General features: G+C 68.5%; 31 protein-coding genes and 1 riboswitch. Of the genes, 10 read left to right on the plus strand and 21 right to left on the minus strand.

The window, feature by feature from the left end; genetic code table 11:
• Positions 1-42 precede the first annotated feature (42 nt).
• A riboswitch (glycine riboswitch) is annotated at positions 43-163 on the minus strand.
• Positions 164-362: 199 nt separating this feature from the next.
• Both IAE60_RS09715 and IAE60_RS09720 read left to right on the plus strand, forming a co-directional pair.
• On the plus strand, positions 363-1,616 hold the full coding sequence (locus IAE60_RS09715) for a multidrug effflux MFS transporter (RefSeq protein ID WP_162109966.1): 1,254 nt from the start codon (positions 363-365) through the stop codon (positions 1,614-1,616).
• Positions 1,617-1,633: 17 nt separating this feature from the next.
• A complete protein-coding gene (locus IAE60_RS09720; RefSeq protein WP_162109967.1) occupies positions 1,634-2,044 on the plus strand; it encodes a hypothetical protein in 411 nt (136 codons plus the stop codon).
• 99 nt (positions 2,045-2,143) lie between these two features.
• Here the strand turns inward: IAE60_RS09720 and IAE60_RS09725 are convergent, their stop codons facing one another.
• The 8 genes from IAE60_RS09725 to IAE60_RS09760 all read right to left on the minus strand — a co-directional run bounded on the left by IAE60_RS09725 (position 2,144) and on the right by IAE60_RS09760 (position 9,616).
• Positions 2,144-2,707, minus strand: a complete 564-nt coding sequence (locus IAE60_RS09725) for a metal-dependent hydrolase (protein WP_162109968.1) — start codon at positions 2,705-2,707, stop codon at positions 2,144-2,146.
• Positions 2,708-2,831: 124 nt separating this feature from the next.
• Positions 2,832-4,391, minus strand: coding sequence for a trypsin-like serine peptidase (locus tag IAE60_RS09730; protein ID WP_162109969.1), 1,560 nt, complete (start codon positions 4,389-4,391; stop codon positions 2,832-2,834).
• A gap of 71 nt (positions 4,392-4,462) precedes the next feature.
• Positions 4,463-6,439 carry a M2 family metallopeptidase gene (locus IAE60_RS09735; protein ID WP_187572101.1) on the minus strand — a complete coding sequence of 659 codons (1,977 nt, stop codon included), beginning with the start codon at positions 6,437-6,439 and terminating at the stop codon, positions 4,463-4,465.
• Between the two features lie 83 nt (positions 6,440-6,522).
• On the minus strand, positions 6,523-7,014 hold the full coding sequence (locus tag IAE60_RS09740) for a hypothetical protein (RefSeq protein WP_187574721.1): 492 nt from the start codon (positions 7,012-7,014) through the stop codon (positions 6,523-6,525).
• A 109-nt stretch (positions 7,015-7,123) separates the two neighbouring features.
• The gene (minE, locus tag IAE60_RS09745) at positions 7,124-7,378 is read right to left on the minus strand and encodes a cell division topological specificity factor MinE (protein WP_093296824.1); all 255 of its coding nucleotides are present in this window, start codon (positions 7,376-7,378) and stop codon (positions 7,124-7,126) included.
• A 2-nt stretch (positions 7,379-7,380) separates the two neighbouring features.
• Positions 7,381-8,190 carry a septum site-determining protein MinD gene (gene minD / locus IAE60_RS09750; RefSeq protein WP_162109971.1) on the minus strand — a complete coding sequence of 270 codons (810 nt, stop codon included), beginning with the start codon at positions 8,188-8,190 and terminating at the stop codon, positions 7,381-7,383.
• Between the two features lie 44 nt (positions 8,191-8,234).
• Positions 8,235-9,023 carry a septum site-determining protein MinC gene (gene minC / locus IAE60_RS09755; RefSeq protein ID WP_244966546.1) on the minus strand — a complete coding sequence of 263 codons (789 nt, stop codon included), beginning with the start codon at positions 9,021-9,023 and terminating at the stop codon, positions 8,235-8,237.
• On the minus strand, positions 9,020-9,616 hold the full coding sequence (locus tag IAE60_RS09760) for a GNAT family N-acetyltransferase (protein WP_187572102.1): 597 nt from the start codon (positions 9,614-9,616) through the stop codon (positions 9,020-9,022). The genes minC and IAE60_RS09760 overlap by 4 nt, the downstream gene beginning before the upstream one ends.
• A 179-nt stretch (positions 9,617-9,795) precedes the next feature.
• On the opposite strand from IAE60_RS09760, the gene IAE60_RS09765 reads away from it, so the two are divergent.
• The 5 genes from IAE60_RS09765 (at position 9,796) to IAE60_RS09785 (ending at position 14,291) form a co-directional block, all read left to right on the plus strand.
• Complete coding sequence (locus tag IAE60_RS09765; RefSeq protein ID WP_187572103.1) at positions 9,796-11,031, plus strand: sensor histidine kinase; 1,236 nt, start codon at positions 9,796-9,798, stop codon at positions 11,029-11,031.
• A complete protein-coding gene (locus IAE60_RS09770) occupies positions 11,028-11,669 on the plus strand; it encodes a response regulator (protein ID WP_162109974.1) in 642 nt (213 codons plus the stop codon). Before IAE60_RS09765 ends, IAE60_RS09770 begins: the two co-directional genes overlap by 4 nt.
• Before the next feature lie 272 nt (positions 11,670-11,941).
• The gene (locus IAE60_RS09775) at positions 11,942-13,102 is read left to right on the plus strand and encodes a polyketide cyclase (RefSeq protein ID WP_185895633.1); all 1,161 of its coding nucleotides are present in this window, start codon (positions 11,942-11,944) and stop codon (positions 13,100-13,102) included.
• 144 nt (positions 13,103-13,246) lie between these two features.
• Positions 13,247-13,615 carry a DUF423 domain-containing protein gene (locus tag IAE60_RS09780; RefSeq protein WP_185895634.1) on the plus strand — a complete coding sequence of 123 codons (369 nt, stop codon included), beginning with the start codon at positions 13,247-13,249 and terminating at the stop codon, positions 13,613-13,615.
• Position 13,616: 1 nt separating this feature from the next.
• Positions 13,617-14,291, plus strand: a complete 675-nt coding sequence (locus tag IAE60_RS09785) for a DNA-3-methyladenine glycosylase family protein (protein ID WP_187572104.1) — start codon at positions 13,617-13,619, stop codon at positions 14,289-14,291.
• A gap of 15 nt (positions 14,292-14,306) precedes the next feature.
• On the opposite strand, the gene IAE60_RS09790 is transcribed toward IAE60_RS09785, so the two are convergent.
• The 8 genes from IAE60_RS09790 to IAE60_RS18930 are packed head-to-tail and all read right to left on the minus strand — an operon-like array spanning position 14,307 to position 18,154.
• Positions 14,307-15,029 carry a DUF4328 domain-containing protein gene (locus IAE60_RS09790; protein WP_187572105.1) on the minus strand — a complete coding sequence of 241 codons (723 nt, stop codon included), beginning with the start codon at positions 15,027-15,029 and terminating at the stop codon, positions 14,307-14,309.
• Between the two features lie 35 nt (positions 15,030-15,064).
• Positions 15,065-15,904 carry a M15 family metallopeptidase gene (locus tag IAE60_RS09795; RefSeq protein WP_187572106.1) on the minus strand — a complete coding sequence of 280 codons (840 nt, stop codon included), beginning with the start codon at positions 15,902-15,904 and terminating at the stop codon, positions 15,065-15,067.
• Between the two features lie 9 nt (positions 15,905-15,913).
• Positions 15,914-16,459, minus strand: coding sequence for a PH domain-containing protein (locus tag IAE60_RS09800; RefSeq protein ID WP_187572107.1), 546 nt, complete (start codon positions 16,457-16,459; stop codon positions 15,914-15,916).
• Positions 16,460-16,484: 25 nt separating this feature from the next.
• Positions 16,485-16,664, minus strand: coding sequence for a DUF4177 domain-containing protein (locus tag IAE60_RS09805; protein ID WP_185895639.1), 180 nt, complete (start codon positions 16,662-16,664; stop codon positions 16,485-16,487).
• Entirely contained in the window at positions 16,661-16,861 is a 201-nt protein-coding gene (locus tag IAE60_RS09810; protein ID WP_187572108.1) for a type II toxin-antitoxin system antitoxin, read from the minus strand. The genes IAE60_RS09805 and IAE60_RS09810 overlap by 4 nt, the downstream gene beginning before the upstream one ends.
• Positions 16,858-17,133 (minus strand): hypothetical protein, encoded by a 276-nt coding sequence (locus IAE60_RS09815; protein ID WP_187572109.1) that lies wholly within the window; start codon positions 17,131-17,133, stop codon positions 16,858-16,860. Before IAE60_RS09815 ends, IAE60_RS09810 begins: the two co-directional genes overlap by 4 nt.
• A gap of 13 nt (positions 17,134-17,146) precedes the next feature.
• Positions 17,147-18,010, minus strand: a complete 864-nt coding sequence (locus IAE60_RS09820; RefSeq protein WP_187572110.1) for an SPFH domain-containing protein — start codon at positions 18,008-18,010, stop codon at positions 17,147-17,149.
• 21 nt (positions 18,011-18,031) lie between these two features.
• Positions 18,032-18,154, minus strand: a complete 123-nt coding sequence (locus tag IAE60_RS18930; protein ID WP_274382093.1) for a hypothetical protein — start codon at positions 18,152-18,154, stop codon at positions 18,032-18,034.
• A 123-nt stretch (positions 18,155-18,277) separates the two neighbouring features.
• On the opposite strand from IAE60_RS18930, the gene purT reads away from it, so the two are divergent.
• On the plus strand, positions 18,278-19,462 hold the full coding sequence (gene purT, locus IAE60_RS09825) for a formate-dependent phosphoribosylglycinamide formyltransferase (RefSeq protein ID WP_185895643.1): 1,185 nt from the start codon (positions 18,278-18,280) through the stop codon (positions 19,460-19,462).
• Positions 19,463-19,472: 10 nt separating this feature from the next.
• Entirely contained in the window at positions 19,473-19,778 is a 306-nt protein-coding gene (locus IAE60_RS09830) for a hypothetical protein (protein ID WP_185895644.1), read from the plus strand.
• Here the strand turns inward: IAE60_RS09830 and IAE60_RS09835 are convergent.
• From IAE60_RS09835 to IAE60_RS09845, 3 genes are read right to left on the minus strand one after another with little or no spacing between them, the layout of a single operon-like run.
• Complete coding sequence (locus IAE60_RS09835; protein ID WP_187572111.1) at positions 19,768-20,973, minus strand: endonuclease/exonuclease/phosphatase family protein; 1,206 nt, start codon at positions 20,971-20,973, stop codon at positions 19,768-19,770. The two genes, IAE60_RS09830 and IAE60_RS09835, sit on opposite strands and share 11 nt — an antisense overlap.
• Positions 20,974-21,019: 46 nt before the next feature.
• Positions 21,020-21,745: an arginyltransferase gene (locus tag IAE60_RS09840; protein WP_187572112.1), complete on the minus strand. Its 726-nt coding sequence runs from the start codon at positions 21,743-21,745 to the stop codon at positions 21,020-21,022.
• Positions 21,742-22,326, minus strand: coding sequence for a phosphatase PAP2 family protein (locus IAE60_RS09845; RefSeq protein ID WP_187572113.1), 585 nt, complete (start codon positions 22,324-22,326; stop codon positions 21,742-21,744). Before IAE60_RS09845 ends, IAE60_RS09840 begins: the two co-directional genes overlap by 4 nt.
• Before the next feature lie 144 nt (positions 22,327-22,470).
• Here IAE60_RS09845 and IAE60_RS09850 point away from each other — a divergent pair, with 144 nt between their 5' ends.
• A complete protein-coding gene (locus IAE60_RS09850) occupies positions 22,471-23,193 on the plus strand; it encodes an EF-hand domain-containing protein (RefSeq protein ID WP_187572114.1) in 723 nt (240 codons plus the stop codon).
• 47 nt (positions 23,194-23,240) lie between these two features.
• On the opposite strand, the gene IAE60_RS18955 is transcribed toward IAE60_RS09850, so the two are convergent.
• Positions 23,241-24,386, minus strand: a complete 1,146-nt coding sequence (locus IAE60_RS18955; RefSeq protein WP_187572115.1) for an RNA polymerase sigma factor — start codon at positions 24,384-24,386, stop codon at positions 23,241-23,243.
• 78 nt (positions 24,387-24,464) lie between these two features.
• Entirely contained in the window at positions 24,465-25,679 is a 1,215-nt protein-coding gene (locus IAE60_RS09860) for an RNA polymerase sigma factor (RefSeq protein ID WP_187572116.1), read from the minus strand.
• Positions 25,680-25,723 lie beyond the last annotated feature (44 nt).

Consider the following 25,723-nt stretch of genomic DNA (forward strand, 5'->3'; position numbering starts at 1 on the left):
CCGGGAAGGGCAATGGAACCGGGCGCGCGGAAACCGCACGTGGGATGCCCCTCTGTCCTTTTGCCTGAGAGTTTGGAAGCGCGCCGACGAGGAGGTCGCGTGCTTCGTGCCCCTTCGGCGCCGGCGCTGCCGCGAGGCGGCCGGTCTCTCCAGAGTGTCGTTGCAGTGGTGGTATCGGGCCTGAGCGATTACGGGCGTTTGCGCCTTCGGCAGCCGGTCGCGGGCGACGGGCTTCTCCCACCGGTGTTGCCGGCGGATTATAGCCTGCGGGCGGGTCCGCCGGCGGTTTCGGCGTACCATGTGCCGCCCGGCGCGACCTGTTCATGGAGAACCGCCGCGCCCGTCCGGAGCGTCCCCCCGCAATGAGTGCCCCCCACGCCATCTCCAACCGCCGCCTGGCCCTGCTGCTGGGCGGGCTGGCGATGTTCGGTCCGTTCTCCATCGACACCATCTTCCCGGCCTTCCCGGCCATGGGCGCGCAGCTGGGCGCGGACAAGGTGGCGATGCAGCAGACCATCAGCGCCTACCTGTTGACCTACGCGTTGATGAGCCTGGTACACGGGCCGCTGTCGGACACGTTCGGCCGCCGGCGGGTGATCCTGGGCGGGCTGTTCGTGTTCCTGCTGGCGTCGGTGGGCTGCGCGCTGGCCACCGACATGGGCACGCTGCTGCTGTTCCGCGCCCTGCAGGGCCTGTCGGCGGGCGTGGGCTTTATCGTCGGCCGCGCGGTGATCCGCGATGCCCGCCACGGGGACGACGCGCAGCGGCTGATGAGCCAGGTATCGATGATCTTCGGCATTGCGCCGGCCATCGCCCCCATCGTCGGTGGCTGGATCCTGGGCTGGAGCGCTTGGCCGACCATCTTCTGGTTCCTGGCCGCGTTCTCGCTGCTGTTGCTGGTCGCGGTGGCCGTATGGCTGCCGGAGACGCATCCGGCCGAAGTGCGCCTGAAGGTGTCGCCGCGCCACCTGCTGCGCGACTACGTGGGCATCGTGCGCAACCGGCGCTTCCTGCGCCTGGCGCTGGCCGGTTCGCTGAGTTTCGGCGGGCTGTTCCTGTACATCGCGTCCGCGCCTGCGTTCGTGATGGACCTGCTGCACCTCAACGAGCAGCAGTTCGCGTGGCTGTTCCTGCCGACCATCGGCGGCATGGTGCTGGGCGCGTTCCTGTCGGGCCGCGCCGCCGGTCGCGTGGAAGGGGCGCGCCTGGTGAAGATCGGCTATGCCTGCATGGCGCTGGCGATGGTGGCGAACGTGGGCTACAACGCCTGGGCGGGCGCGGACATCCGGGTGCCCTGGGCGGTGCTGCCGATGATGCTGGCGGCGCTGGGCGTGGCGCTGGTGTTCCCGATCCTGACCCTGGCCATCCTGGACATGTATCCGCGCCAGCGCGGCGCGGCGTCTTCGCTGCAGGCCTTCAGCAACCTGATGGTGAACGCGCTCATCGCCGGCCTGCTGTCGCCGCTGCTGAGCCATCATGGCCTGCACCTGGCGCTGGGCATGGCCGGTTTCGTGCTGCTCGGTTGGCTGATGTGGCAATGGGAGGCGCTTGCCAGCCGCCGCCAGCCGGTCTGCCCCCGCGAACCCGTGGCGCTGCAACCCACCGATCAACTCTGACGCTTAGCGAGATTCCCATGTCCATCCAGTCCAAGGCTCGACGCGAAGCGAAGAAGCGCAAGGCGACGAAGGAGCGCAACGTGGCGCGCGCCAACGCACCGGCGATCGAGCCGCATGCCGAGCTGCGCAATCCGCAGGGCGACCTGCTGGCCGGCATCGTCCGCCAGGCGGGCGTGTGGGTGCTGGGCATGGACGGCCGCATCGCCGGCAGTTCCGACAGCGCGGCGGAAGTGCTGGCGATGATCAAGCAGGCCGCGGCCCTGCACGAGGCGCAGGGCAACCCCGTGCGCCTGGTGTACTCGGACGAACTGCGCGATACCGCCGTGATCGAGGCGGCCGCGCAGGGGCTGACGCTGGAGCAGTTCGAACAGCAGATGGCCGAGCAGATGAAGGCGAACAAGCCGGAACCTGCGCCGGACGTGAATTGACGCCATACACCTCTCTGTAGGAGCGACGTCAGTCGCGACCGCAGCCTGTCCGGGCTGGGAACAGGGGCGACTTGCAGCCTGGCGGTCGTCCTGCGTGCTTCAGCCCTTCTCGATCACTCCCGCCGCGCGGTCGCGACTGACGTCGCTCCTGCAACGGCGCCACGCCGCCATAGCGGCCAGCGAGAGTGTCGGCATCCATACCCAGCGCAGTTCCGACAGCAGCACCTCCACGCCGCGCGCGCTGAAGAAGCGGTTCGCGAACGGCGACACGTCGATCACCCGCCAGGGCGCGAAATGACGGGTGTCGGACCAGGGCCAGAGCAGCGCGACACCCAGGCCCCCGTCGGTCAGCATGTCCAGCACCGGGTGGGAGACGGCGGACAGGGCGACGAACAGTAGCGCGGTGAGGGGCGGCGCTTTCAGTATCCGCGCGAAACAGGCGGCCAGCAGACCGCACGCCAGCGCGAAGACCAGCGAATGGCTCGCGCCCCGATGACCGAAGGCATGCGCGTAGTCGATGCCCAGGGCGAACATCGCGACGTCGGCATCGGGCAGCATCGCGGCCGCCATGCCGGCGGCGACCAGGCGCGGCGGGACGCGCGAGCGCCCCAGCGCGATGCCGGCGGCGACGGGGAGCAGGGCGTGGGTCAGGACGGTGGGCATGGGGGAAACCTCGTGGGGCGGGTTTCCAGCGTCGGGTCGGCCGGTGTGGACCGGATGAAGTCTCCGTGGGGAAAGAAAAAGGCCGGCGTATGCCGGCCTTTCGCAGGAGGTCGTCTCACCGGGCTCAGCGTTCGCGCTGGGTCGTGCGGAGCGGTGCGGCCCTGCGCGGCGCAGCGGGGCGCGCAGGCGATGTGGCAGGGGTATCGGGTGTCGCAGCGACGCGCGCGCCCTGGGTCTGTACCGTGGCGCCTGCCGTAGCGCCTGCGTTGCGCACCAATGGTTGCGAGCTGTTCTCGCGGACGGGATCGGCGGCGATCCATTGCTTGATCTGGGGGAAGACCAGGTCAAGCCGCGAGTAATGGTCGCGGTTCGCGGTATTGGCGATGTTGCCCGTGTTGGCGCACGAGGCATTGCCGCCGTACAGACCGCCCCGCAGCCGGTAGCTGTTGTCGGCGTAGCGGGTGAACAGTCCCGAGCCGCTGCTGCCGCCTTCGGTTGTGCCTTCCAGCCAGCCGACCGTGAACTGTTCCGCGTAGGTGTCTGCGACGTGCTGCCCACGCGAGTATTTCTTCGCGTCGCCCGAAGGATGATGTATGGCGATCACATCCGCATTCGGCGCCAGCGTGCTGGCGTCCCAGCCCGCGAACGTCGCGCCGGCCGGCGCGGGGTTCTTCAGGCGCAGGAGCAACGCATCGACATTGGTGTCGACGAACAGGATATCGGCGCCGCCCGTCAGGGGATTCGTCTTGCGGGCGTCGCTGGTGGCGCAGCCGGTGTTCTCGTAACCCCAGTAGGTGTTGAGGGTATTGGCGACGGTCTGACTGTCGATGCAGTGCGCAGCGCTGTAGAAGTACGGCACCTGAGTGGACGCCGTGGTGTCGTTGAGCAGCGTTCCGGTGCAGATGTAGCTCTTGCCGCCGTCCACAAAGACCATATGGGCCACGGCGTTCTTCGCCTGGACATAGGCCGGCCCCAGCTGGTCGACGCGGCAGACCGCGTTGATGTTGCAGGCAGCCGATTCGCCGACCTTCTCCACGATCTTGAAATCGTTGCGGCTGTTGGCCAGCAGGTGCGACACCTGCGGCGCCTGCAGGCGTGCCTGTGTGACCGTCACGTGGGCCGGACGGTAGACCTCGATGACCTGCGTGGCGCCGTCGGTCGCCGGCGTCCAGTAAACGCCCCCCTCGTCGGCGAGCGCGAGCGCCTCGGCCGCCGTGATCTTGGCGACGACACGGGCAGGCTCGTCGGAGCCGGCGAAGCGGAGTTCGACGTGCGGGTGCAGGCGGTCGACCCGCAGACCCACGCGCAGGCCCATCGCATCGGGCGAGCCGACCTGCAGGCGCGCGACCGCCCCGCCGGATTTCAACGCCACCCAGCGCAGTGCAGGCGTGGCGCGTTCGATGCCTTCGTGGGCGAGGGTGCGCCCGACGCCGATCTGCGTGGCCTTGATGCGCTGGCTGGCATTGTGGTTCTCCAGTTCCGCCAGCCGCCGGATCGCCAGTTCCCGATAGCCTTGCCGGGTGATGTCGCGCGCCGGGAACTGCGCCAGCTTCCAGGCAGGTGCCGCCTGCGCCGGCGTGCGGCTGGGTTCGCCGGCAACCTGGGTCACCGCGGCGCTGGCCGCGAAGGGCGTAGCGACCAGCATCAGGCTGGCCAGGCATCGCAGGGTGTTCGATCGCATCATTCTTCAGACCTCCGTGTCGGAGCGTGGAGCGGGAACGGGCGGACCGACGACGGTCCGCCCGTGTACGGGGCTTACGGTTTGGCGGGCGCCGCGGCCGCCACGGGTGCGGCCGCCGGCCATCCGCAGGTCTGGCCTTCGTTCTGCTGCTTCAGCCAGTCCTGCAGCGGCGCGAAGTACTCCAGCACCGCGCCGGCATCCATCTTCTCGCCGCCGGTGAGCTCCTTCAGCGTGGCCTGCCACGGCTGGCTGGCGCCCTTCTCGAGCATCGCCCAGAACTTCTGGCCCGCCGCCTTGTTGCCGTAGAAGCTGCAGTTGTACAGCGGGCCCTTGTAGCCGGCCGCGTCGCAGAGGCCCTTGTAGAACTGGAACTGCAGCACATGCGAGAGGAAGTAGCGCGTGTACGGCGTGTTGCCCGGCACGTGGTACTTCGCGCCCGGATCGAAGAAGTCCTCGCCACGCGCGGTGGCCGGTGCCACGCCCTGGTACTTGGCCTTCAGCTCCCACCAGGCCTTGTTGTAGTCGGCCGGCTTGATGCTGCCGTCGAACACACCCCAGCGCCAGCGATCGATCATCAGGCCGAACGGCATGAACGACACCTTCGCCAGCGCCATGCGCATCTGCGCATTGATCAGCGCCTCGTTGCTCTGCTGCTGTTCGCCGACCATGCCGATCGACTTCAGGTAGTCCGGCGTCATCGCCAGCACCATCGTGTCGCCGATGGCCTCGTGGAAGCCATCGTGTGCGCCGGTCTGGAACAGCGGCGGCAGCTTGTTGTAGGCCAGGTAGTAATAGACGTGGCCCAGCTCGTGGTAGATGGTGGTGAAGTCTTCTTCGTTGGGCTTGATGCACATCTTGGTGCGCACGTCGCCGCTCATGTTCATGTCCCACGCGCTGGCGTGGCAGACCACGTCGCGGTCCATCGGCTTGATGAACTGGGTCTTGGTCCAGTAGCTCTCGGGTAGCTTGGGCATGCCCAGGCTGGTGTAGAAGTCCTGGGCGCGCTCGGTCATCTGCTTGGCGACCTGCAGCTGCGCTTCGCGCTCGGCCTGGAACAGCTTGTCCGTGCCCGGGCCCGGACCTGCCTTGGCCAGCGCCGCCTGGTAGTCGGCCTGGTACTGCTTCTCCAGCGCGCCGGTGATGTCCAGGCTGCCGGCGCCCTTGTACGGCTCCAGCATGTCCCACAGGTTGCCCCAGTCCTGCTGCCACATGTTGCCCATCAGGTGCGCAGGCAGCAGGCCGTTGACCTGGCCTTTTTCAACCCCGTAGGTGGCCTGCAGCTTGGTGCGGGTGTAGCAGTGCAGCTGCTCGTACAGCGGCTTGACCTGGCCCCACAGGCGGTCGGTCTCGGCGGCGATCTCGGCCGGGGTCATGTCGTAGCCGCTGCGCCACATCTCGCCGGTGTCGGCGAAGCCCATTTCCTTGGAGCCCTCGTTCACCAGCTCGACGAAGCGCGTGTAGTCCTTGCGCATCGGCTGGGCGATGGTGTGCCAGCCCTGCCACGCGTCCAGCTGCGCGTCGTAGTCGCGGCTGCTGCGCAGGACGTCTTCCAGTTCGCCCAGCTGGCGGCACTTCTTGGCGTCGCCTTCGCCGGTGCAGTAGGTGCCGGCACCGTAGGTGCCTTCCATCCGGGTGGCGATCTGGGTGAGTTCGGCCAGCTTGGCCGGATCCTTCGGCGCCGGCATCGCCGTGGCCAGCTTCAGCAGCTGGATGGCGCGCGCGGTCTCGGGCGACATCTGCTGGCCTTCGAATTTCTTGGCCTGCTCGATCCAGCTGTTGAGCTGGGTCAGGTAGCGCTCGTTGCCCTTGGCGGCCAGCAGCTGGCTGTCGTCGTTGATGTAGGTGCTGGACAGCCACTGCGCGGCGGTCATCTCCGGATACATCTTCTTAAACTCGTCGTTGACGCGCGCGATGAACTGGTCCGCGGTCTCGCCCTTGGGCGCGGCAGGCGTGACGGCCGAATCGGAGGCCGGTTCGTCCTTCTTGCAGGCGGCAAGGGTGACGAGGCCCGCGCCGATGGCGAGGGCGAGCAGGAGATGGCGATGCTTCACGGGACGTCCTTCAGGGTGCGGTGGGCGCAGGAACCTGAAGGGTAGTGAGGGGCGGCGGGGGCGGCAAGTGGGGGCGACCAGCCTCAGCGATGCGGCAGCCCGCGCTCCTTGAGGAAGGCGCGGGCGTCGTCCGCATCCTGCTCGAACCACGCCCGTGTCGATCCGAGCCTGTAGGTGTACCCCCAGGCATCCATGTCGCCCATCAGCCGGTGGCGACCCACGCCCGGCAGGTCGTCGGCCAGGATGATCTGCAGGCAGCAGGTGGCATCCTCTTCGATCACCGAGTCGGTGGCGTCGGTGTGCACCTGCGCGCGCCGTTCGGCCGGAAGCACGATCAGGTGGCAGGCTTCGTGCAGCATCGAATGCACCGGCGTATCGCCGCGGACGTAGACGTTGTGGGCGATCACGCCTGCTTCCGGTTCGCCCCAGAAGCTGCCGGGAATCGGGGCGGTATCGTCGACGAAATGGAGCTGCAGGCCATGGGATGCAAGCAGGGCATCAGCAGCGCCGGGCGGCAGGTCGCGTACCCGCAGCACGTCGGGCGGGGCGGCGTCGGCGTCGGAAGAGTCAGCCATCATGGGAAAACACCTGTAGGAGCGCCCCATGGGCGCGATGCTTCTGTTTTCCGCCACGCATCGAAAAGCATCGCGCCCATGGGGCGCTCCTACGAGCAGCCCGGTCCTGTCAGGTGTTGCCTTCCGGCAACGCGACGGAGATATCGAGCACGTCGTGGTCGCCGTCCTTGATCAGGTCGACCTTGACCGCATCGACATCGACGTTGACGTACTTCTTGATCACTTCCAGCAGTTCGCGACGCAGCAGCGGCAGATAGTCGGGCGCCCCCCGCGAACTGCGCTCCTGCGCGATGATGATCTGCAGGCGGTTCTTGGCGGTTTCGGCGGTGTTCTTCTTCGCCTTCAGGAAATCGAACAGGCCCATGCTCAACCTCCGAACAACTTGCTGAAGAAGCCCTTCTTCTCCAGGGTGGTGAAGCGCAGCGGGCGGTCCTCGCCCAGCAGGCGCGCGACGGTGTCGTCATAGGCCTGGCCGGCCGGCGACTCCAGGTCGAGGATGACCGGTTCGCCCTTGTTGGAGGCGTTCAGCACGTCGCCGGACTCGGGGATCACGCCGAGGGTCTTCAGGCCCAGCACTTCCTCCACGTCCTTGATGCTGAGCATCTCGCCGCCCTCCACGCGCGCCGGGTTGTAGCGGGTCAGCAGCAGGTTGGCCTTCAGCGATTCGCCGTTCTCGGCGCGGCGGGTCTTGGAGTCCAGCAGGCCGAGGATGCGGTCGGAGTCGCGTACCGAGGATACTTCCGGGTTCACCACCACGATGGCCTGGTCGGCGAAATACATGGCGAGGAAAGCGCCCTTCTCGATGCCGGCCGGCGAGTCGCACACGACGAAGTCGAAGCCGTCGTCGGACAGGTCCTTCAGCACCTTCTCCACGCCTTCCTTCGTCAGCGCGTCCTTGTCGCGCGTCTGCGAAGCGGCCAGCACGTACAACGTCTCGAATCGCTTGTCCTTGATCAGGGCCTGCTTCAGCGTGGCCTCGCCCTGGGTGACGTTGACGAAGTCGTACACCACGCGACGCTCGCAGCCCATGATGAGGTCGAGGTTGCGCAGGCCGACGTCGAAGTCGATGACCGCGACCTTCTTGCCGCGGCGGGCCAGCCCGCACGCGATGCTGGCGCTGGTGGTGGTCTTGCCCACGCCGCCCTTGCCGGACGTGACTACGATGATTTCAGCCAACGGTGTTCTCCTTGGTCGTTCTTATGTTCGGTCGGAGCCGCGCATCAGTCCTGCGCGGCGATCTTGAGTTGGTCCTGGTCCAGCCAGATCTGCACGGCCTTGCCGCGCAGTTCCTTGGGCACTTCCTCCATCACCTTGTAGTGGCCGGCGACGGCGACCAGTTCGGCATGGAATTCACGGCAGAAGATGCGCGCGTCGGCATTGCCGCGCGCACCGGCGAGGGCGCGGCCGCGCAGCGCGCCGTAGACGTGGATGGAACCGTCGGAAATGACCTCGGCGCCCGCACCGACGGTGCTGAGCACGGTCAGGTCGCGGTTCTCGGCGTAAAGCTGCTGGCCGGAGCGCACGGGTGTCTTCTGGACGAGGCCGGGCTTGATGTCGGCCGCCTTCGGCGCGGCGGGCGCCGGCGCCGCTTTCGCAGGCGCGGCATCGGACGCGACCGGGCGCGGGGCGGACGCGGTCGGGGCCGAAGCGCCTCCGACAGGTTCGTACTGGGCGCGGAACTTGGCCAGGAGAGGCAGGCCCAGCTGTTCGGCCAGGGTTTCGGTGTCGCGGGTGCCATACGCCAGCGCCACCGGGATGACCCCGGCGCCGCGCAGGCCGTCGATCAGCGCGCGCGCGGTGTCGGCATCGGGCAGGCGGCTCAGGCCACCGAAATCCACGATCACGGCGGCACGGCCGAACAGCTTGGGGGCGCGCTCGACCCGTTCGCGCATTTCGCGGATCAGCTGGTCCACGTCGAGGGTACGGATGCGGAGGTTGGCGATGCCGACCTGGCCGATCTTCAGTTCGCCGGCCTGTTCGTAGTCCATGGGGGCTCGCGTCACGCTCATGTACCGGTCGGCCGCTGGACGCCGGCATCGGCCTGCAGGCGGGTGCGGGCCCAGGCGACGTCGGGCAGGGCGTCGCCATAGGTGTCGTGCACCCAGGGGTAGCTGCACAGTTCCTTCATCAGCATGCTGGCGCGGACATTCGCTTCGGCCATCACGTGCTGGCCTACCTCGCGGAAGCCGAAGCTGCCATGGAACAGCAGCGCCGGATCGGCGCCGTGGTCGAGGAACACCTCGCACGCCAGCTGCGGGTAGCGCAGTTCGGCATAGCTCTGCACGTCGGCGTAGAAGGCGCGGCCCACGCCACCGCCGCGACGGCGGCTGGCCACCACGATGCGGTCGATGTAGAAGAACTGCGGGTAGCGCTCGCCGAACCAGGCGAAGTTGCTGCTGTCGTGGCCGGCCCCGGAACCGAAGCCGACCAGGAAGCCGGCCAGGTTGCCGTCGCGCTCGGCGACGCGGAAGTACTCGGCGGTCTCGTAGAAGCGGCGGACCTTGGCCGAATCCAGCGGCAGGATCGCCAGTCCGGCATTGTTGTTGAGGGCTAGGACGGAATCCAGCTCGTGCTCGCGCACGTCGCGGATGACAATCGACATTACCTGACTCCGAACGGGTCTTGCAGGGCGGCACGCAGCCAAGCCCGGATTATCGCATGCTGCCGCAGCACCGGACAGGCGCCGGGTGAGCCGCGGATGAACCCCGCGGTCGCGTGCGCCAGGCCCGGCATGACTTTAGTTGGGACATGGGCGCGGGCGATTCCGCCTAAGATGCCCGGATGTTGGGACGACTCAGCCACACCCGCCTGCTGCGCGCCGCCGGCCTCTACACCTGGGCCCTGGTGGGGATCCCCATCATCCTCAATGTCGTGGTGCCGCCGCCGAACGGTCAGCCCGTCAACATCCCGATGGCGGCGCTCAGCTACCTGAGCTTCGGCGGCTGCTACTGGCTGGCGACACGCGTGCTGGATGGCCGTCGGGACGGGCTTCCCCTGGCCTGGAACATCCCCCTGGCCATGGTGCTGACGGCCGCGGCCATCGGGGTGGGCGTCTACACCGAAACGGGCCTGGGCGCGGTCCTGCTGATGATCATGGCCGGTGTGCTGCCGTGGCTGCTCGACCTGCGCTATGCCATGGCCTGGCTGATCGCGGCCCACGTGGCCCTGGTGCCGGCCTTCATGACGATGACCCGGGACCAGTTCACGTTCTGGGAGGCCCTGTTCCAGTCCATGTTCTACGTGGGCTTTGCCGCCTTCGTGATGATCACCACCTACGTCGCGCGCCAGCAGGCCCAGGCCCGCGAGGAGCAGCGCCGTCTCAACGCCGAGTTGCGCGCCACCCGCGTGCTGCTGGCCGAAAGCGCCCGCGTGAACGAGCGCACGCGCATCTCCCGCGAACTCCACGACCTGCTGGGGCACCACCTGACCGCCCTCAGCCTGAACCTGGAAGTGGCCGGCCACATGACCGAGGGGAGGGCGCAGGAACACGTGCGCCAGGCGCATACCCTGGCCAGGCTGCTGCTGACCGACGTGCGCGAAGCCGTCAGCCAGCTGCGCGACAGTGGCGCGATCGACCTGGGTGCGGCACTGGTGCCGCTGGCCGAGAAGGTCCCCTCGCTCGCGATCCACATGGACATCGAGGAGCCGCTGACGCTGGAGGACCCGCATCGCGCCCATGTCCTGCTGCGCTGCACGCAGGAGATCATCACCAATGCCGTGCGCCATGCCGGCGCGCGCAACCTGTGGCTGCACTGCCGGCGCGACGGCGCGAGGATCCTGATCGATGCCCGCGACGATGGTGCCGGAAGCCCGCAGGTGGTGGCGGGCAACGGCCTGACCGGCATGCGTGAACGCCTGGCCCAGTACGGCGGCGCGCTGCGCATCGAAACGCGGCCCGGCCATGGCTTCTGCCTGCATATCGAGCTGCCCGTCAGCGAGGCCGCGCCGGCCTTCGCCCCTCTTCCCGTTTCCCCACCCGAACCCACACCCGAGCTCAGCTCCGGAGGAACCCCGTGATCCGTGTCTGTCTGGTCGACGATCAAACTCTGGTGCGCCAGGGCATCCGCTCCCTGCTGGCGCTGGACGACGGCATCGAGGTGGTGGCTGAGGCCGCCGACGGCAAGCAGGCCGTGGACCTGGTGCCGCAGGTGAAGCCGGATGTCGTGCTGATGGACATGCGCATGCCGGTGATGTCCGGCCTGGAGGCGCTCCAGGCCCTGGCCCGGGCGGGGCAGCTGCCGCCGACCATCATCCTGACCACGTTCGACGACGACCAGCTGGTGCTGGCCGGCCTGAAGGCGGGCGCCAAGGGCTATCTGCTTAAGGATGTCTCGCTGGAGCAGCTGGTCGGCGCGATCCGTACCGTGGCCGATGGCGGCTCGCTGGTGCAGCCCGCCGTCACCCAGCGCCTGCTCTCCGGCCTGGAGCATATGCGCAACGAATTCGTCAGCCTGGACCGCCCGGATCCGCTGACCGACCGCGAGACGGAGATCCTCCGGCTGATGGCCAGCGGCTTCTCCAACAAGGAGATCGCCAATTCACTGGGCGTGGCGGAGGGCACCATCAAGAACCACGTGTCCAACATCCTGTCCAAGCTGGGCGTGCGCGACCGTACCCGGGCGGTGTTGAAGGCCTTCGAACTGCAGCTCGTCTGAGCAGGGCGGCCGGGCCAGGCTCCGCCGTGCGGGGGGTTTGCGCCGTCCGCAGAACCGGGTGATGCACGCGGCGTGGCCTTCGTTTCACGCCAGGGCACGCCATCGCACGGGATTCGCAGCGGCACGCGGGTCGCGACCCGCAAGGGGTTCCATACGCCCCGGAATAGGGCGGCCAACCGGTGTCAGATGGGCTGCGCGAAGCCCGGCAACCCTGCTAGGATGCGCGGTGCATTTTTTTCACGGCCGAGGCACCGGCCCCCGGAGACTCCTGAATGACCCGTTTGATCGAGTTCGTGATTGCGTTGGCGCTGGTCCTGGCGCTGTTTCTGGTGATCGGCCTGATCCTGCCGTCCTCGCGCGAATTGCAGGAAAGCGTCGAGACCAACCGCCGCATGACCATCGTGTTCGACACGCTGAACAACGTGCGCCGACTGAAGGACTGGAACCCGCTGGTTCCGAGCGCGGCCAACGAACTCAGCTACTCCGGTGGCGAAGACAATACCGGCGTCGGCGCCAAGGTCGACTTCAACTCCGCCAACCCGGCCTGGGGCCAGGGCAGCTGGGAGATCGTCGAGAGCGAGCGTCCCGCCCCGACCGGCGGCCCGGGCAAGATCGTCTATGCGATCAACGACAAGCGCATGGGTACCGACAAGCGCAGCACCTTCGCGCTGGAGCCCACGGGCAAGAACAACCGCAACGTCAAGATTACCCAGTCCTATGAGGTCACCTACGGCTGGAACCTGATCGGGCGCTACGCCGGCATGTACGTCAGCCGCCACGTCGGCGATGCGGTCAAGGCCGGCCTGTCCAAGCTGACCAACATGCTGGCCACCGTGCCGAACTTCGACTACCGCACCGAAGGCAGCCCGTTGACCGACCTGAAGCTGGTCGAACTGCCTGCCGAGGACCTGCTGGTGGTGAACGCCGGCAACATCGACCGCACCAATGACGCCATCAAGGCCTCGATCAAGCAGAACCAGGAGTGGATCAAGCGCGTGATGGAGGCCAACGGCCTGGTGGCCGCCGGCCCGGTGCGCATCATCACCACCGACTACGGCGCCGAGAAGTACGCCTTCGACGTCGCCCAGCCGGTCCGCAAGGGCTCGGCCGCGCCGAAGACCGATGCCGCCGCCGAGGGCGAAGCCGCCCCGGCCGCCGCGCCGGCCCCGGTCGCTTCCGCCGGTGAGCTGAAGGTCACCATTCCGTCGGGCGCCCCGGTCGAGTACGTGCGCTCCGAGCCGCGCAAGCTCGCCTTCGCCAGCTACACCGGCTACATGGCCGAACTGGACAACCAGCGCAACGCGCTGCGCGCCTGGGCGGTCACCGCCGGGCACGAAGTGGTCGATCGTCCGTTCGAGTCCTGGAAGTCCGGCGTCGACGGCGCCTTCGAGGGCGACGGCAAGTTCGACATCTACTGGGCGGTCAAGCAGTAACACCGCCCGGCCCTGCATCTTCGATGACAGGTACGCCTCCAACGCGCCGCTTCATGCGGCGCGTTGCGTTTCCGGGCATCGGTTTTCCGCAATGCCTTCCGCCACTGGCAGGATGCCGGTCTCCCCGCGAGGTCCGCTGAATCCATGAACTACGACCGGCGTCAACGCAAACCCTCCTTCCTGGCCCTGTGCGGCGGCCTGCTGGCCGCTGCCGCGGTCGGGCTGTCGGCCTACGCATCGCACGGCGTCGGCGATGGGCAGGCGCAGTCGAACCTGCAGACGGCGGCACTGTTCGGCTTCGGGCATGGCCTGGCGCTGGCGGCGCTGGGCGCGGGGACCACGCGTCGCATGGGCAAGGCCGCCCTGTCCCTGCTGTTGCTGGGCACGCTGCTGTTCGCAGGCAGCCTGGTCGCCGGAGCCATGGTCGGAACCAGCACGCGACTGGCGCCGGCCGGCGGCATCATGCTGATGCTGGGCTGGGTGCTGTGGGCGATCGACGCCATCCGCCGCTGACATGCCCCGGCACGCGCGCGGCTTCGATACCGAACAGGCCTGGGACCACCTGAGCCGGCGCGATCGCAAGCTCGGCACGTGGATGAAGCGGATCGGTTACATCGAACCGCAACCGACCTGGCGCAAACCGTTCGATCCGGTGGATGCGCTGGCGCGCGCGATCCTCTACCAGCAGCTCAGCGGCAAGGCGGCGGCGACCATCGTCGGTCGCGTGGAAGCGGCCATCGGCAGCACGCGGCTGCACTTCGACACCCTGGGGCGCATCGATGACGCGGCCCTGCGGGCCTGCGGCGTCTCGGGCAACAAGACGCTGGCGTTGCGCGACCTGGCGGCGCGTGAGCAGCGGGGCGAGATCCCGACCCTCCGGCAGATGTCGGTGATGAGCGAAGACGACATCGTCGCCGCGCTGGTGCCCATCCGCGGCATCGGCCGCTGGACGGTGGAAATGATGCTGATGTTCCGCCTGGGCCGCCCGGACGTGCTGCCGATTGACGACCTGGGGGTGCGCAAGGGCGCGCAGTTCGTCGACCGGCAGGAGGTCATGCCCACGCCGAAGGAACTGCTGGCGCGCGGCGAGAAATGGGGGCCCTACCGCACCTACGCGGCGCAGTACCTGTGGCGCATCGCCGATTTCGGCACCGAAGCGAAGACGGCGACGAAGCGGTCGCAGGACTAGGTTCGAAACCCGGGGTCAGCCCGCGAGCGCCTGCAGGCGCTCGGTCTGGCGTTGCCACTGCATGCGGTGCACGCGCGTGATGATCAGCAAGAGAACGAAGCACAGAGGCACGTTGATCGCATCGCAGGTGATGGACGCGAGCGCGGCGTCCATTTCCGCCTCCGGCGTGTTGGCCTTCATGGAATTCCGGCCGGCGAAGTTGCTCGTGATGCTGAAGGCTAGCCAGAGGAACCACCAGAGCGGAAGCCAGCCGGGAACCTCGGCTTCGTCGACCTTGTCCGGGCGAGCACTGGCGCGCCAGATCTCCTTCATGGCCTGGTAGGGCTTCCACAGGTTGGCGATGGGGAGGAAGTACCAGCCGACCGACCAGCCCGGCGTGAAATCCAGCTGCCGGGCACCCGCGAAGACGCGTCCGTTCCATGCCGCGCGATAGATCCACATGCCGATGAATACGAACGACGCCATCATCGTCATGAACTGCAGGAGCGTGGCGGCGAGAAAGGTCAGGCCCGATTCCGCATAAACGTCATCCACCGTCCAACCATTGGCCGCGGCTTCCTCGAACAACGAATACTGTCGCGCCACCACAGCGATCATCAGTAACGAAACCAATGCGCCGGCGACCAGGCAGGCGCGGCAGACCCAGGTCAACCATGTGGGGTCCTTGAAGGCCCACGCCGTGTGCGTGGCAGGCGCCGCGATGACATCCGCCGCGGGCGTTTGGTACGGATTCTCCACGCGTTCCCCCTGATGGCCGGCGTTCGGCCCTGGCTTCAGCGGTCGGCACCGCCGTCACGGCCCAGATGGTACCAATGCCATGGCTCATACACGATGCCGTGCGGGTTGCCACGCGGGTAACTCATGACGAAGCCGAAATCGCTTGCGTGCCGGGTGAGCCAGGCGAAAGCGGTGGTGTGCTCGAAGGACTCCTCGGCGGGCGGTTCGCCCGGCGTACCGATGTCGAGCGCGCGGCCGCTATGGTGTTCGCTGTAGCCGGGCGCGGCGTTGACGTGGAGGATCTCCTCGACACTTTGTCCGCGCGCGCGCTTGCGTTCGAAGATGCCGAGTTGGTAGTCGTGGCTGCGATAGCCGGAGATGGCCTCCAGCACCACGCCATCGCGTGCGGCGGCGGCGCGCATCGCCTGCCATCCGCGCCCAGCGGAACGCGTCAGCCAGAGCGGGCGGCGGTAGCGATCGCGTCCTGCGAAGGCGAGGGCGGCCGGTTCGGCGACCAGGGGCAGGCCGGTGCGTTCGGCGTAGGCCGCATCGTCCAGTCCCAGGGCATGCAGGCGTTCCTGCAGGGCATGCAGCGGCAGCAGGCCCTGGGCATCGGCGTCGAAACCGCGGGTGGCCGATTCGAAGCGGTCCAGGGCGGCCCACGCCTCGTCCAGGCCGGGTTGGCGCGGCAGGCCGGTCGCCAGCGGATGCACGCCGCGCGCGGACACCGCCGCCAGGTAGCGGCCATTCTGCTTGCGACGCAGCACCGCGTACGCGCCTGCCAGCACGCGGGCATCGGCGTTGCTGCGTGCGCGCAGCAGGTCGGCCGGCCACAGTTCGATCCGCGACGTGTTGAGCAGGACCGACTTCAGGGGCAGGGCGGGCAGGCGGCGCATGCCCGCAGCTTAGCGGCGGGTCATTGGTGCCGCCAGCTCGCGCAGTCGCGCCAGCAGCTCGGCCGGGCGCTCAGGGCTGACCAGCACCAGGCTGCCGTCCCGCAACGGCAGCGCCAGCACGCGCGTGCGATCGGTGACCAGGCAGAAGGCCTTGCCGAGGTTGCGCAGGCGGAAATGCCCGGCCTTAAATCCGGGCAGGCTGAAGCCATTGGTCTTCAGGGTGGGCGAAAGCTCCGTGTGCTCTTCCAGACTCACCACGCGGGCCTTGTCCAGGTCGATCGCCTCGATGGCGAACCGCTTCGTATAGAACGTGGCGCGGACCTGCAGTTCGCGGTTGTCCAGAACGATCGCGCGCCGTCGCATCGCCATGGCCAGTACCCCGCCGACCAGCAGGACGAAGGGTAGGGTCAGCCAGGCCGCAAGCGGTGGCGGGGTATCCGATTCCAGCGTCATCGCGGCGGCAGCGGCGCCGATCGCGAGCACCAGCGGCAACCACAGCCACCCGTTCGCATGGGTCGGCACCGGTGCGACGGGGATGTCCTGCGGCTGCTGCATGAAAAGAACTCCGTGCGGTGGGGGATCAGGCGGGCTTTTTGAAGAACAGCCGCACCGAGACTTCGTGTTCGATGAAGAGCGTGCTGACCAGCTCCCAGCCCTGCGCGCTCATCTTGTCCAGCTCCTGCTGGATGCGGTCGGTCAGCTTGCCCGCGAACATCTTGTACGGGATTTCGATGACCTTGTGGCTCCATCGGGGGTTCATGGCGACTCCTTCTTGGGGGCGTCCGGCGCCGTGCCGGTCCTGGGCAGCCTGCCTGCCTTGCGCAGCGCGTCGCGCAACACGTATTCGATCTGTGCGTTGAGCGAACGCAGCTCGTCGTCCGCCCACCTTTGCGCCGCGCTCAGCACATCGGCGCTGATCCGCAGCGGGTAGGCCTTCTTGTCCTGTTTCTCGCTCACGGGCGCTTACCTCTGCGACGCAGCTGCAGCACCATCGAGACGATCAGCGCGTTGACCAGCACCACCATCGCGATCACGACACCCTGCGCCACGCGGTCGTCGCCTCCCGCCCAGTACACACCGACCGCGCCGGCCTGGATCGTCAGGCCGATCAGCACCCAGTGCAGCGCCATGCCGCGCGAACGCGGATCGCGTGCCCGGCTCACCCACGCGCCGATGAGCAGCGCGGGCAGGCCGGAGAGCGCGAGGACGAGGGGTGCGAGCGCATGCATGGCCTGGTGCCCGTCAGTAGATCGAACCGGTGTTGACGATCGGCTGGGTGCCGCGTTCGCCGCACAGCACCACCAGCAGGTTGCTGACCATCTGCGCCTTGCGCTCCTCGTCCAGCTTCACCACGTCGTTCTTCTGCAGTTCGGCCAGGGCCATCTCCACCATGCCCACCGCACCGGCGACGATGCGCGTGCGCGCGGCGATCACGGCATTGGCCTGCTGGCGCTGCAGCATGGCCTGGGCGATCTCGGGCGCATAGGCCAGGTGGCTGATGCGCGCTTCGATCACGTCCACGCCGGCCTTGCCCAGCCGCTCGGCGATCTGCTCCTGCAGGTGCTGCGAGATTTCCTGCGGATGGCTGCGCAGCGCGATCTGGCCTTCCTCGTGCTGGTCGTACGGATAGCTGGACGCCATGGCACGCAACGCGGCCTCGGACTGGATGTGCACGAAGCTCTCGTAGTCGTCCACGTTGAACACCGCTTCCGCCGAATCCACCACCTGCCACACGATCACCGCGGCGATCTCGATGGGGCTGCCATCCAGCTCGTTGACCTTCAGCCGGCTGCTTTCGAAGTTGCGGATGCGCAGCGAGACCTTGCGCTTGCTGAAGAAGGGGTTGTTCCAGCGCAGGCCGTTGTCCTTCACCGTCCCGACGTACTTGCCGAACAGGCTGAGCACGGCGGACTGGTTGGGCTCCAGCTTGTAGAGGCCCGCCATCAGGAACATCACGGCGAAGCCGAGCAGGGCGGCCACCACCATGGGCACAGGCTGCTTGTGGGCGGCGCCATTGAGGAACAGGGCGGCGACTCCCAGTGCCAGCACCAGCAGGCCCAGCAGGGTGGGAATTCCGGGCAGCGACGATTTGGCGTTCTCTTTCATGGTCTTGGTCTCGGGACAGGGTTACCGCAGCGACAGGCCGCTGCCCAGCGCAAGCAGGGCCACGGAGAGGAGAAGCAGGCCGCAGATGATCCGGGGCGCGTGGGCGGGCCAGCGACGCTGGATCTGCTTGATCACATGGAGCATGGTCGGTCCCCTGGATTGGCTTGGGTCTATCAGATATCAATTTGATATCAAATGTCAACGGTCCGGGCCGCCATCCGTCGGGCCGGCCGCTACACTGGCGCCCCCCTTTCCTGGAAGTCGCCCATGGTCACGCTCGGAACGCCGCTGTCTCCCCACGCCACCCGTGTCCTGCTGCTCGGGTCAGGCGAGCTGGGCAAGGAGGTGGCCATCGAGCTGCAGCGGCTGGGCGTGGAGGTGATCGCGGCCGACCGCTACGCCGACGCGCCGGCCATGCAGGTGGCGCACCGTTCGCATGTTCTGGACATGCTGGACCCGGCCGCGATCCGTGCCCTGATCGCCCGGGAGCAGCCGCATCTGGTCGTGCCCGAGATCGAGGCGATCCACACCGAGACGCTGGTCGCGCTGGAAGCGGAGGGCGCGGCCCGGGTGATCCCGACCGCACGTGCCGCGCGCCTGACGATGGACCGCGAAGGCATCCGCCGGCTCGCTGCCGAGACGCTGGGCCTGCCGACCTCGCCATACCGCTTCGTCGACACGCAGGCCGAATACCGCGAGGCGGTGCGCGCCATCGGTCTGCCGTGCGTGGTGAAGCCGGTGATGTCCTCTTCCGGCAAGGGCCAGAGCACGCTGCGCAGCGAGTCCGACATCGATCCGGCGTGGGACTACGCGCAGACCGGCGGCCGCGCCGGCGCCGGCCGCTGCATCGTGGAAGGCTTCATCGACTTCGATTACGAGATCACCCTGCTGACCGTGCGCCATGCCGGTGGCACCGCGTTCTGCGAACCCATCGGCCACTGGCAGAAGGATGGGGATTACCGCGAAAGCTGGCAGCCGCAACCGATGTCGCCGCGCGCGCTGGAACGGGCCCAGCAGATCGCCCGGGCGGTGACCGACGACCTGGGCGGCTGGGGGTTATTCGGCGTGGAGCTGTTCGTGAAGGGCGACGAGGTGTGGTTCAGCGAAGTCTCGCCGCGTCCGCACGATACCGGCCTGGTCACGCTCGCCTCGCAGGAACTGTCCGAGTTCGCGCTGCACGCGCGTGCCATCCTGGGTCTGCCCATTCCGGTGATCCGCCAGAGCGGCCCGTCGGCTTCGTGCGCGATGTTGGCGCACGGCCATGGCGTGCCGGTGTTCGGGAATGTGGAAGGCGCGCTGGAGGAGCCAGACACCGCGCTGCGCCTGTTCGGCAAGCCGCGCGTCGAAGGCCACCGTCGTGTCGGCGTGACGCTGGCGCGGGGCGAGGACGTCGACATCGCCCGCTCCAAGGCCCGCGCCGCCGCCGCGGCCATCACCATCGAACTGAAGTGAGGTGCGCGCGATGAATGGCCATGGAGGTTATGCCGTGTTCTTCTTCCCGCAGGCGCTCGAAGCCCTGGGCGAAGCGATCAAGCCCTACCTGACCAGCCAGCCCGACGGCCCGCACATCTTCTGCCGGGAGATCGACACCGGCGGCGCCTTCACCGAAATGACCCTGGTGGGCAAGGACGCCGAAGGCCACGATGTGCAGGTGGAACTGATGGTGCCCGGCAGCATGATCCGGATGATCGTGTCGGCGCAGAGCGAAGCCGTGTTCGGTTTCGGTCCGCGCGTCGCCCCCGCGCCCGCCTCGGTGCCTACAGCGTAAGGTCCACCCACACCAGGTGATGATCGCTGCCATCGGCGATGGCGGCGTCCGGATCGCTCTTCTTCGGCCAGAACACGCCGCTGCCCACGGGCGTCAGGCCCGTGGATGGCAGCACGTAGTCCAGCCGCAGGGCGCCGTTGCGGCGTCCGAAATCGCCGGTGACGTGCGCCGGCGCGCCACGGCGCTGCATGCCCTTGGCGGCATAGGCAAGCGCGGTCTCCTCGCCGCCCTCGCTGCGTGGAGTGGCCATGCGCAGCACGCGCGGATGTTCGAGCAGTTCGACGATGGCCTCATGCTGGCCGTCGCCGTCGGCGGGATCGTTGTTGAGGTCGCCGGCGATGACGAAGCGCGCATCGGCGGGCAGGCCCCCGCAGCGGCCCTGATCGTCGCACAGCCACGGCGCGTCGCCGGGCGTCAGGTACTCGCGCCACAGCCGGATCTCGTCCGCATTGCGCAGTCCGTTGCGGTTCTCCGGGCCATCGAACACCGGCGGCGTGGGATGGGACACCAGGAAATGCACCGTGCCGCCGGGTGTGCGCACCGGCACGTCCCAGTGCGACTTGGACGACAGCCGCAACTGCGTCCAGACGCGGTCGGTGTAGAACGGCTGCCGGGTGGTGGGATCGACCGGATTGGCGGCCCCGGGCAGCGTGCTCCAGCGCAACAGCTGGAAGGTGCGGACGCTGGATTCGTCTATCGGAAAGCGCGACAGCACCAGCATGCCATACTGGCCCGGGTGCAGGCCGTAGCCCCAGGCGTCGTTGCCGCGCTCGCGGCCCTGGGCGCCGACGCTGCCGTTGCGGTCCAGGTCCAGCCCGCTGGGCACCCCGGTGTTCACCGGCGCGAGATAGCGGTACGGATAACGCAGCGGTTCGCCGCCACCGGGTTGAGCGACGTCCAGATAGCGCTGCTGGAACAGGTCGGCCGCGCGATGCGCCGGGTCGTAGTCGAATTCGTTCAGCAGCACCAGGTCGGGCCGGATCTTCTGCAGCACGGCCGCGATCTTGCGCGCATGCGCATCGTCGCCTTCCAACTGGCGGATCAGGCCGCCGGCCTCGTCCGAGAACAGCGAGGTGTTGTAAGTGGCGACGCGCATCGGGGTCTCGTGTGGCGGGGTATCTCCGCGCTGCGGGGCGGCGCCGCTGCAGGCGGCCAGGGCGAGGATCATCGGAAACAGGGCGGCAGGGATTCGCATGCCGCCATGATGCCATGCACGGATGACATCCCCGCGTTGGCGCCACCTACCCGGCGCGGCGCCACTGGCGACCGTCGAAGTGCTCGAGCGGCCGGAAGCGCCGCTTGTAGTCCATCTTGCGATGACCGTCGATCCAGTAGCCGAGGTAGAGATGCGAATAGCCGTCGCGCTTTGCCCACTCGATCTGCCGCAGGATGGCCAGCGTGCCCAGGCTGCGCGCTTCCTGTGCGGGGTCGTAGAAGGTGTACACGGCCGACAGCGCGCCGGGAATCACGTCGGTCACCGCCACCGCCAGCAGTTCGCCCGCCTCGCGCAGTTCCACGAAGCGGCCACGCGACCAGCTGCCCACCAGGAACTGGTCGAACTCCACGGCGCCATGCTCGTCCATGCCACCCAGCGGATGCCGCGCGGCCAGGTAGCGCTGGTACAGCGCCAGGTGCTCGTCGCTCCGCAGCGCGGCGACGATGCGCGTTTCGACGCCGGCATTGCGCGCGGCGCAGCGCCGCTGGCTGCGGTCGGGCGCGAAATCCGCCACCGGAATGCGTACCGCCACGCAGGCGCGGCATTGCCGGCAGTGCGGGCGGTAGACGATGTCGCCCGAGCGGCGGAAACCCCACGACAGCGCATCGGGGTACAGCTGCGGAAGGCGGGGATCGCGCGGATCCAGCACCAGGTCGCGTGCCACCCGGTCCGGCCAGTAGCCGCACGGGTGTTCGCCGGTGTGGAACAGGCGCAGGTCGTCGATCGGTTGGGTGTTCTCGCCCACTGTCATGGCATCCAGCGCGCGGCGAGCGGCCAGAATGCGGCGCCCGCCAGCGTTCCCGCGATCGCACCGGCCACGAGGTCGCGCGGCTCGTGCCGGCGCAGCGCCAGGCGCGACCACGCGACCGCGACGGCGAACAGCATCGCTGCCAGCGTCCAGATGGTGCCGAGTTCGCGCAGCAGCCAGGCGGCGAACACCGCGAACGCCATGTGCAGCGACAGCTTGCACCAGCGTGCGCTGGCCATCGCGGCCAGGATCATCGCCGCCGACATTGCCATGCCCAGCGCGAACACCGGCTGCGTGCCGCGCCATGCCACCAGCGCCGCCCCGGCGGCCAGCGCCACGAACAGGAAGCGGTTCAGATGCCCCCGTTCGTGGCGCGCGCTGGCATCCACGTGCGCCCAGCGGCCGCGCCGCACCTGCCACGCCGAATAGCCCATGACGAGGGCGGCGAACGCGCCGAATCCCGCTGCCGACCAGACCGCGGTGACGCGCTCGCCACGTGCCAGCGCGAGCGTCACCACGGCCAGCGGCAGCACCAGCATCGGGTGGCCGAAGATCGACAGCGCGCGGGCGAGGGCGTGGGGCATGCCCGCAGCATACTGCGGTGCTCCCGTCGCGTGGGTCGCGACCGTCCGCCGGCTGAACGCGCCCGTCAGCGCGTCAACCCGGCGCGCAGGCAGGCGTTCTCCCTGCCAGTGGCGCATCTGGCGCCGCGTCTTCAGGAGAACACGATGAATCGCAAGACCCTGCTTTTCGTGGCCGTGCTGGCCGCCCTCGGCGCCGGTTCCGCACTGGCCGCCACCCAGGCAGGCGGTGCGCACAAGCCGACGCGCGCGAGCCTGGACGCGAACAACGATGGTGTGATCGACAAGGCCGAAGCCGCCGCGCATCCGCGCCTGGCCGAACGCTTCGCAGATCTGGACAAAAATGGTGACGGCAAGCTCAGCGCCGAGGAACGCCCGCAGCGCAAGGGCATGCGCGGTCCCGGCCGCCATGGCGGTGGCGAGCGTGGCGGAATCGCCTTCAGGAAGCTGGACGCGGATGGCGACGGCAAGGTCAGCCGTGCCGAGGCGGCAGCCGATCCGTCGTTCGCCCAACGCTTCGACACGCTGGATGCCAACAAGGATGGCGCGATCGATCGCGTCGACCGTGAACTGCGCGGCAAGCAGCATCGGGATGCGTGGTTCGCCAAGGCCGATGCCGACAAGGACGGCAAGCTGACGCGTGCCGAGATCGACCAGGCTCACGCTGCGCGCCGTGCCGAGGCCGGTCAGCGCAGGCAGGCCCGCATGGACGCGCGTTTCGCGACGGCGGATGCGAACAAGGATGGTCGCCTGTCGCGCAATGAGGTGAAGGACAGCCGCCTGGCCTCGCGCTTCGACGCCCTCGACGCCAACAAGGACGGTTCCCTGTCCAGGGACGAGCTGGCGGCAGGCAAGCCTGCCCACCGCTGAGCGGAACGGCGTGCACCCGGCCATCCGGGTGCACGCGCCATCGGGCTTCAGAACGCGAGGCGGCCGGACATCACCAACCCGGCGATCACGCCCGCACTTGCGAGTCCGATCGCGATCACCAGCCCCCACACGCGCCAGAAGCGCTGGCGTTCTATCTGCCGCCGCGTGCCTTCCGGGTCGCGTTGAAGGTCACGGGCCTGACGCCGCCGCAGGATGCGCGGCAGCCAGATCGCACTGGCCCAGCAGATGCCGCCCATGTAGACCAGGGTCAGTCCCAGGTGAGGCACCCAGCCGCGCACCTGCGTCAGTGCCATGATGCCGACGATGAAGCCGAGAATCAGCAGGGTGCAGAACGCGCCATAGAACACCAGGTCCCGCCGCTCGCGAGCGTCCAGCGGATCCTTCAACGGCTTGCGGATGCCGAACCACACCGCGCCGATGCCGACCAGCGTGCCGAACGCGGCCGCGCCCAACGTGCCCCCCACCAGTTTGAGCAGGCCCTTGCCGGCCGCTGCGCCGCCGGCACCCAGGACCACCGCACCCGCCGACGGTGGCGCCGCAATGGCGATCATGCCCAGGACGCCGCTGGCGAATGCCGCAGACGGCGCCGAAGCGCGCGCGAACTCGCCGAAGCGCGCCATCAGTTCTTCGCGCACGTACTGGCGCGCACGCGACAGCCGTTTGCGCACCGCGGCGTCGGTGATGCCGAGCAGCGAGGCGACCTGCTGCGAGCGCTGGCCTTCGCGGTAGTACAGCAACAGCACCTCGCGGCTGTCTTCCGGCAGGGCGGCGATGACCTCGCGCGCCGCGGCTTCCTGTTCCGTCTGCAGCAGCGCTTCTGCAGGCGTGGGCGCGGTATCGGCCGCCAGCGTGAGCGCGATCTCGGCGGTCTCGCCGGTCATCGGTCGCCGGCGCTGCGCGCGCAGGTGGTCGCGGGCCAGGTTGCGGGTGATCTCCCGCAGCCACGGCAGGAAACTGTCGGGATTCTTCAGCGTCGCCAGCTGGCGCCAGCTTTTCAGGAAGGCCTCCTGGGCGATGTCTTCGCTGGCGTGCACATCGCGGGTGATCGCCAGGGCGATGCCCGTGACGGCGTTCTGGCACAGCGCGACCACGCGGCCGTAGGCGGCCTGGTCGCCGCGCGCGGCGGCCGGCAGTGCATCACGCAGGGAAAGTTCGATCGTCAGGGTGTCCATCGGGTCTCCGCTCGTTCGGTTCGTGCAGGCACGACGACCGACGGCGCCGAGTGTGACCCGGGCGGCGCGATGCGGGAACTAGAAGGTCAGGCGTCCGCTGCCCACCAGCGCGTACAGGATCGCCGCCAGGGCGAGTACGCTGGTCAGCGCCACCGCCTTGCGGCCGATGATGTACTCGTAGCCCCGCCGGCGCCGGGCGTTGGCGGGATGGGCCAGGATCGGGTCCATGATGCGGGGCAGGGTGACCAGGTACTGGTAGTTGATCACGCACATCCCCGCCACGGTGACGGCGAGGATCGTCCGCCATCCCGGGGCCAGCAGGGTCGCCAGCATCAGGCCGACCATCCAGGCCGCGCCGGTGCTCGCGTTGAGCGCCATGAAGCGGCGCACCTGCAGGCGTTCCTGCGCGGTCTGGCAGAAGCGGGCCAGATACCACCAGGTGAAGGCGTACCCGATCAGGCCGCCGATCACGCCGCCCACCGCGCCGCCCAGAGCGGCGGGATGGTGGGTGACGTGTTCTAGGATGACGCCCAGCGAGCCGCCGGCCACCCCGCCGGTAACGCCGCCGGTGGTCAGGCCACCCGTGCCCAGCTTGCCCAGCAGGCCCGTGCCCAGCACCCCGGAGCCGATGACCGTCGCCGCGCTGGCCGCCGGCATTGCGCCGACCAGTCCACCCAGCACGATCATGGTGAAGGCCGCGGTCGGTGCCGTGGAACGCGCGAACTCGCCGAAGCGCTGCAGGAGTTCCTCGCGCACCAGGGCGCGGGCGCGCGAGAGGCGCTTGCGCACGGCGGCGTCGCTGAGGCCCAGCAGTTCGGCGACCTGCTGCGAACTCTGACCTTCGCGATAGAACAACAGCAGCGCTTCGCGGCTGTCTTCCGGCAGCGAGGAAATGATGTCGGCCGCCACCACTTCCTCTTCCGTCTGCAGCAGGCGTTCGGCGGGCGTCGGGTCGGGATCGGCCGCCATGCCGATCGCGATCTCGGCCACTTCGCCCGACATCGGGCGGCCGTGCTGCGCGCGCAGCCAGTCGCGGGCCAGGTTGCGGGTGATCTGGCGCAGCCACGGCAGGAAGCTGGCCGTGTTCTTCAGCCGGTCCAGCTGCTGCCATGCCTTGAGGAAGGCTTCCTGCGCGATGTCCTCGCTGGCCTGCACATCGCGGGTGATCGCCAGCGCGATGGCGGTGACGGTGTTCTGGCAGGCGTGGACGATGCGGCCATAGGCCTCCTGGCTGCCGCGCGTGGCGGCGGGCAGTTCGGTCTGCAGCATCAGGTCCAGGGCGAGGGCGTTCATGGCGTCAGGATCATCGGGTGGGCTGATGACCCTGACGGGTCGGG

The organism is Pseudoxanthomonas mexicana, assembly GCF_014397415.1.
Lineage (GTDB): Bacteria > Pseudomonadota > Gammaproteobacteria > Xanthomonadales > Xanthomonadaceae > Pseudoxanthomonas_A > Pseudoxanthomonas_A mexicana.

Bases quoted from the DNA above. Each gene is read 5' to 3' on its own strand.
- IAE60_RS09715 (WP_162109966.1), top strand. From the start codon at position 363: ATGAGTGCCCCCCACGCCATCTCCAACCGCCGCCTGGCCCTGCTGCTG.
- IAE60_RS09720 (WP_162109967.1), top strand. From the start codon at position 1,634: ATGTCCATCCAGTCCAAGGCTCGACGCGAAGCGAAGAAGCGCAAGGCG.
- IAE60_RS09725 (WP_162109968.1), bottom strand. From the start codon at position 2,707: ATGCCCACCGTCCTGACCCACGCCCTGCTCCCCGTCGCCGCCGGCATC.
- IAE60_RS09730 (WP_162109969.1), bottom strand. From the start codon at position 4,391: ATGATGCGATCGAACACCCTGCGATGCCTGGCCAGCCTGATGCTGGTC.
- IAE60_RS09740 (WP_187574721.1), bottom strand. From the start codon at position 7,014: ATGGCTGACTCTTCCGACGCCGACGCCGCCCCGCCCGACGTGCTGCGG.
- minE (WP_093296824.1), bottom strand. From the start codon at position 7,378: ATGGGCCTGTTCGATTTCCTGAAGGCGAAGAAGAACACCGCCGAAACC.
- minC (WP_244966546.1), bottom strand. From the start codon at position 9,023: ATGAGCGTGACGCGAGCCCCCATGGACTACGAACAGGCCGGCGAACTG.
- IAE60_RS09760 (WP_187572102.1), bottom strand. From the start codon at position 9,616: ATGTCGATTGTCATCCGCGACGTGCGCGAGCACGAGCTGGATTCCGTC.
- IAE60_RS09765 (WP_187572103.1), top strand. From the start codon at position 9,796: ATGTTGGGACGACTCAGCCACACCCGCCTGCTGCGCGCCGCCGGCCTC.
- IAE60_RS09775 (WP_185895633.1), top strand. From the start codon at position 11,942: ATGACCCGTTTGATCGAGTTCGTGATTGCGTTGGCGCTGGTCCTGGCG.
- IAE60_RS09780 (WP_185895634.1), top strand. From the start codon at position 13,247: ATGAACTACGACCGGCGTCAACGCAAACCCTCCTTCCTGGCCCTGTGC.
- IAE60_RS09785 (WP_187572104.1), top strand. From the start codon at position 13,617: ATGCCCCGGCACGCGCGCGGCTTCGATACCGAACAGGCCTGGGACCAC.
- IAE60_RS09795 (WP_187572106.1), bottom strand. From the start codon at position 15,904: ATGCGCCGCCTGCCCGCCCTGCCCCTGAAGTCGGTCCTGCTCAACACG.
- IAE60_RS09800 (WP_187572107.1), bottom strand. From the start codon at position 16,459: ATGCAGCAGCCGCAGGACATCCCCGTCGCACCGGTGCCGACCCATGCG.
- IAE60_RS09805 (WP_185895639.1), bottom strand. From the start codon at position 16,664: ATGAACCCCCGATGGAGCCACAAGGTCATCGAAATCCCGTACAAGATG.
- IAE60_RS09815 (WP_187572109.1), bottom strand. From the start codon at position 17,133: ATGCATGCGCTCGCACCCCTCGTCCTCGCGCTCTCCGGCCTGCCCGCG.
- IAE60_RS09820 (WP_187572110.1), bottom strand. From the start codon at position 18,010: ATGAAAGAGAACGCCAAATCGTCGCTGCCCGGAATTCCCACCCTGCTG.
- IAE60_RS18930 (WP_274382093.1), bottom strand. From the start codon at position 18,154: ATGCTCCATGTGATCAAGCAGATCCAGCGTCGCTGGCCCGCCCACGCG.
- purT (WP_185895643.1), top strand. From the start codon at position 18,278: ATGGTCACGCTCGGAACGCCGCTGTCTCCCCACGCCACCCGTGTCCTG.
- IAE60_RS09830 (WP_185895644.1), top strand. From the start codon at position 19,473: ATGAATGGCCATGGAGGTTATGCCGTGTTCTTCTTCCCGCAGGCGCTC.
- IAE60_RS09835 (WP_187572111.1), bottom strand. From the start codon at position 20,973: ATGCGAATCCCTGCCGCCCTGTTTCCGATGATCCTCGCCCTGGCCGCC.
- IAE60_RS09840 (WP_187572112.1), bottom strand. From the start codon at position 21,745: ATGACAGTGGGCGAGAACACCCAACCGATCGACGACCTGCGCCTGTTC.
- IAE60_RS09845 (WP_187572113.1), bottom strand. From the start codon at position 22,326: ATGCCCCACGCCCTCGCCCGCGCGCTGTCGATCTTCGGCCACCCGATG.
- IAE60_RS09850 (WP_187572114.1), top strand. From the start codon at position 22,471: ATGAATCGCAAGACCCTGCTTTTCGTGGCCGTGCTGGCCGCCCTCGGC.
- IAE60_RS18955 (WP_187572115.1), bottom strand. From the start codon at position 24,386: ATGGACACCCTGACGATCGAACTTTCCCTGCGTGATGCACTGCCGGCC.
- IAE60_RS09860 (WP_187572116.1), bottom strand. From the start codon at position 25,679: ATGAACGCCCTCGCCCTGGACCTGATGCTGCAGACCGAACTGCCCGCC.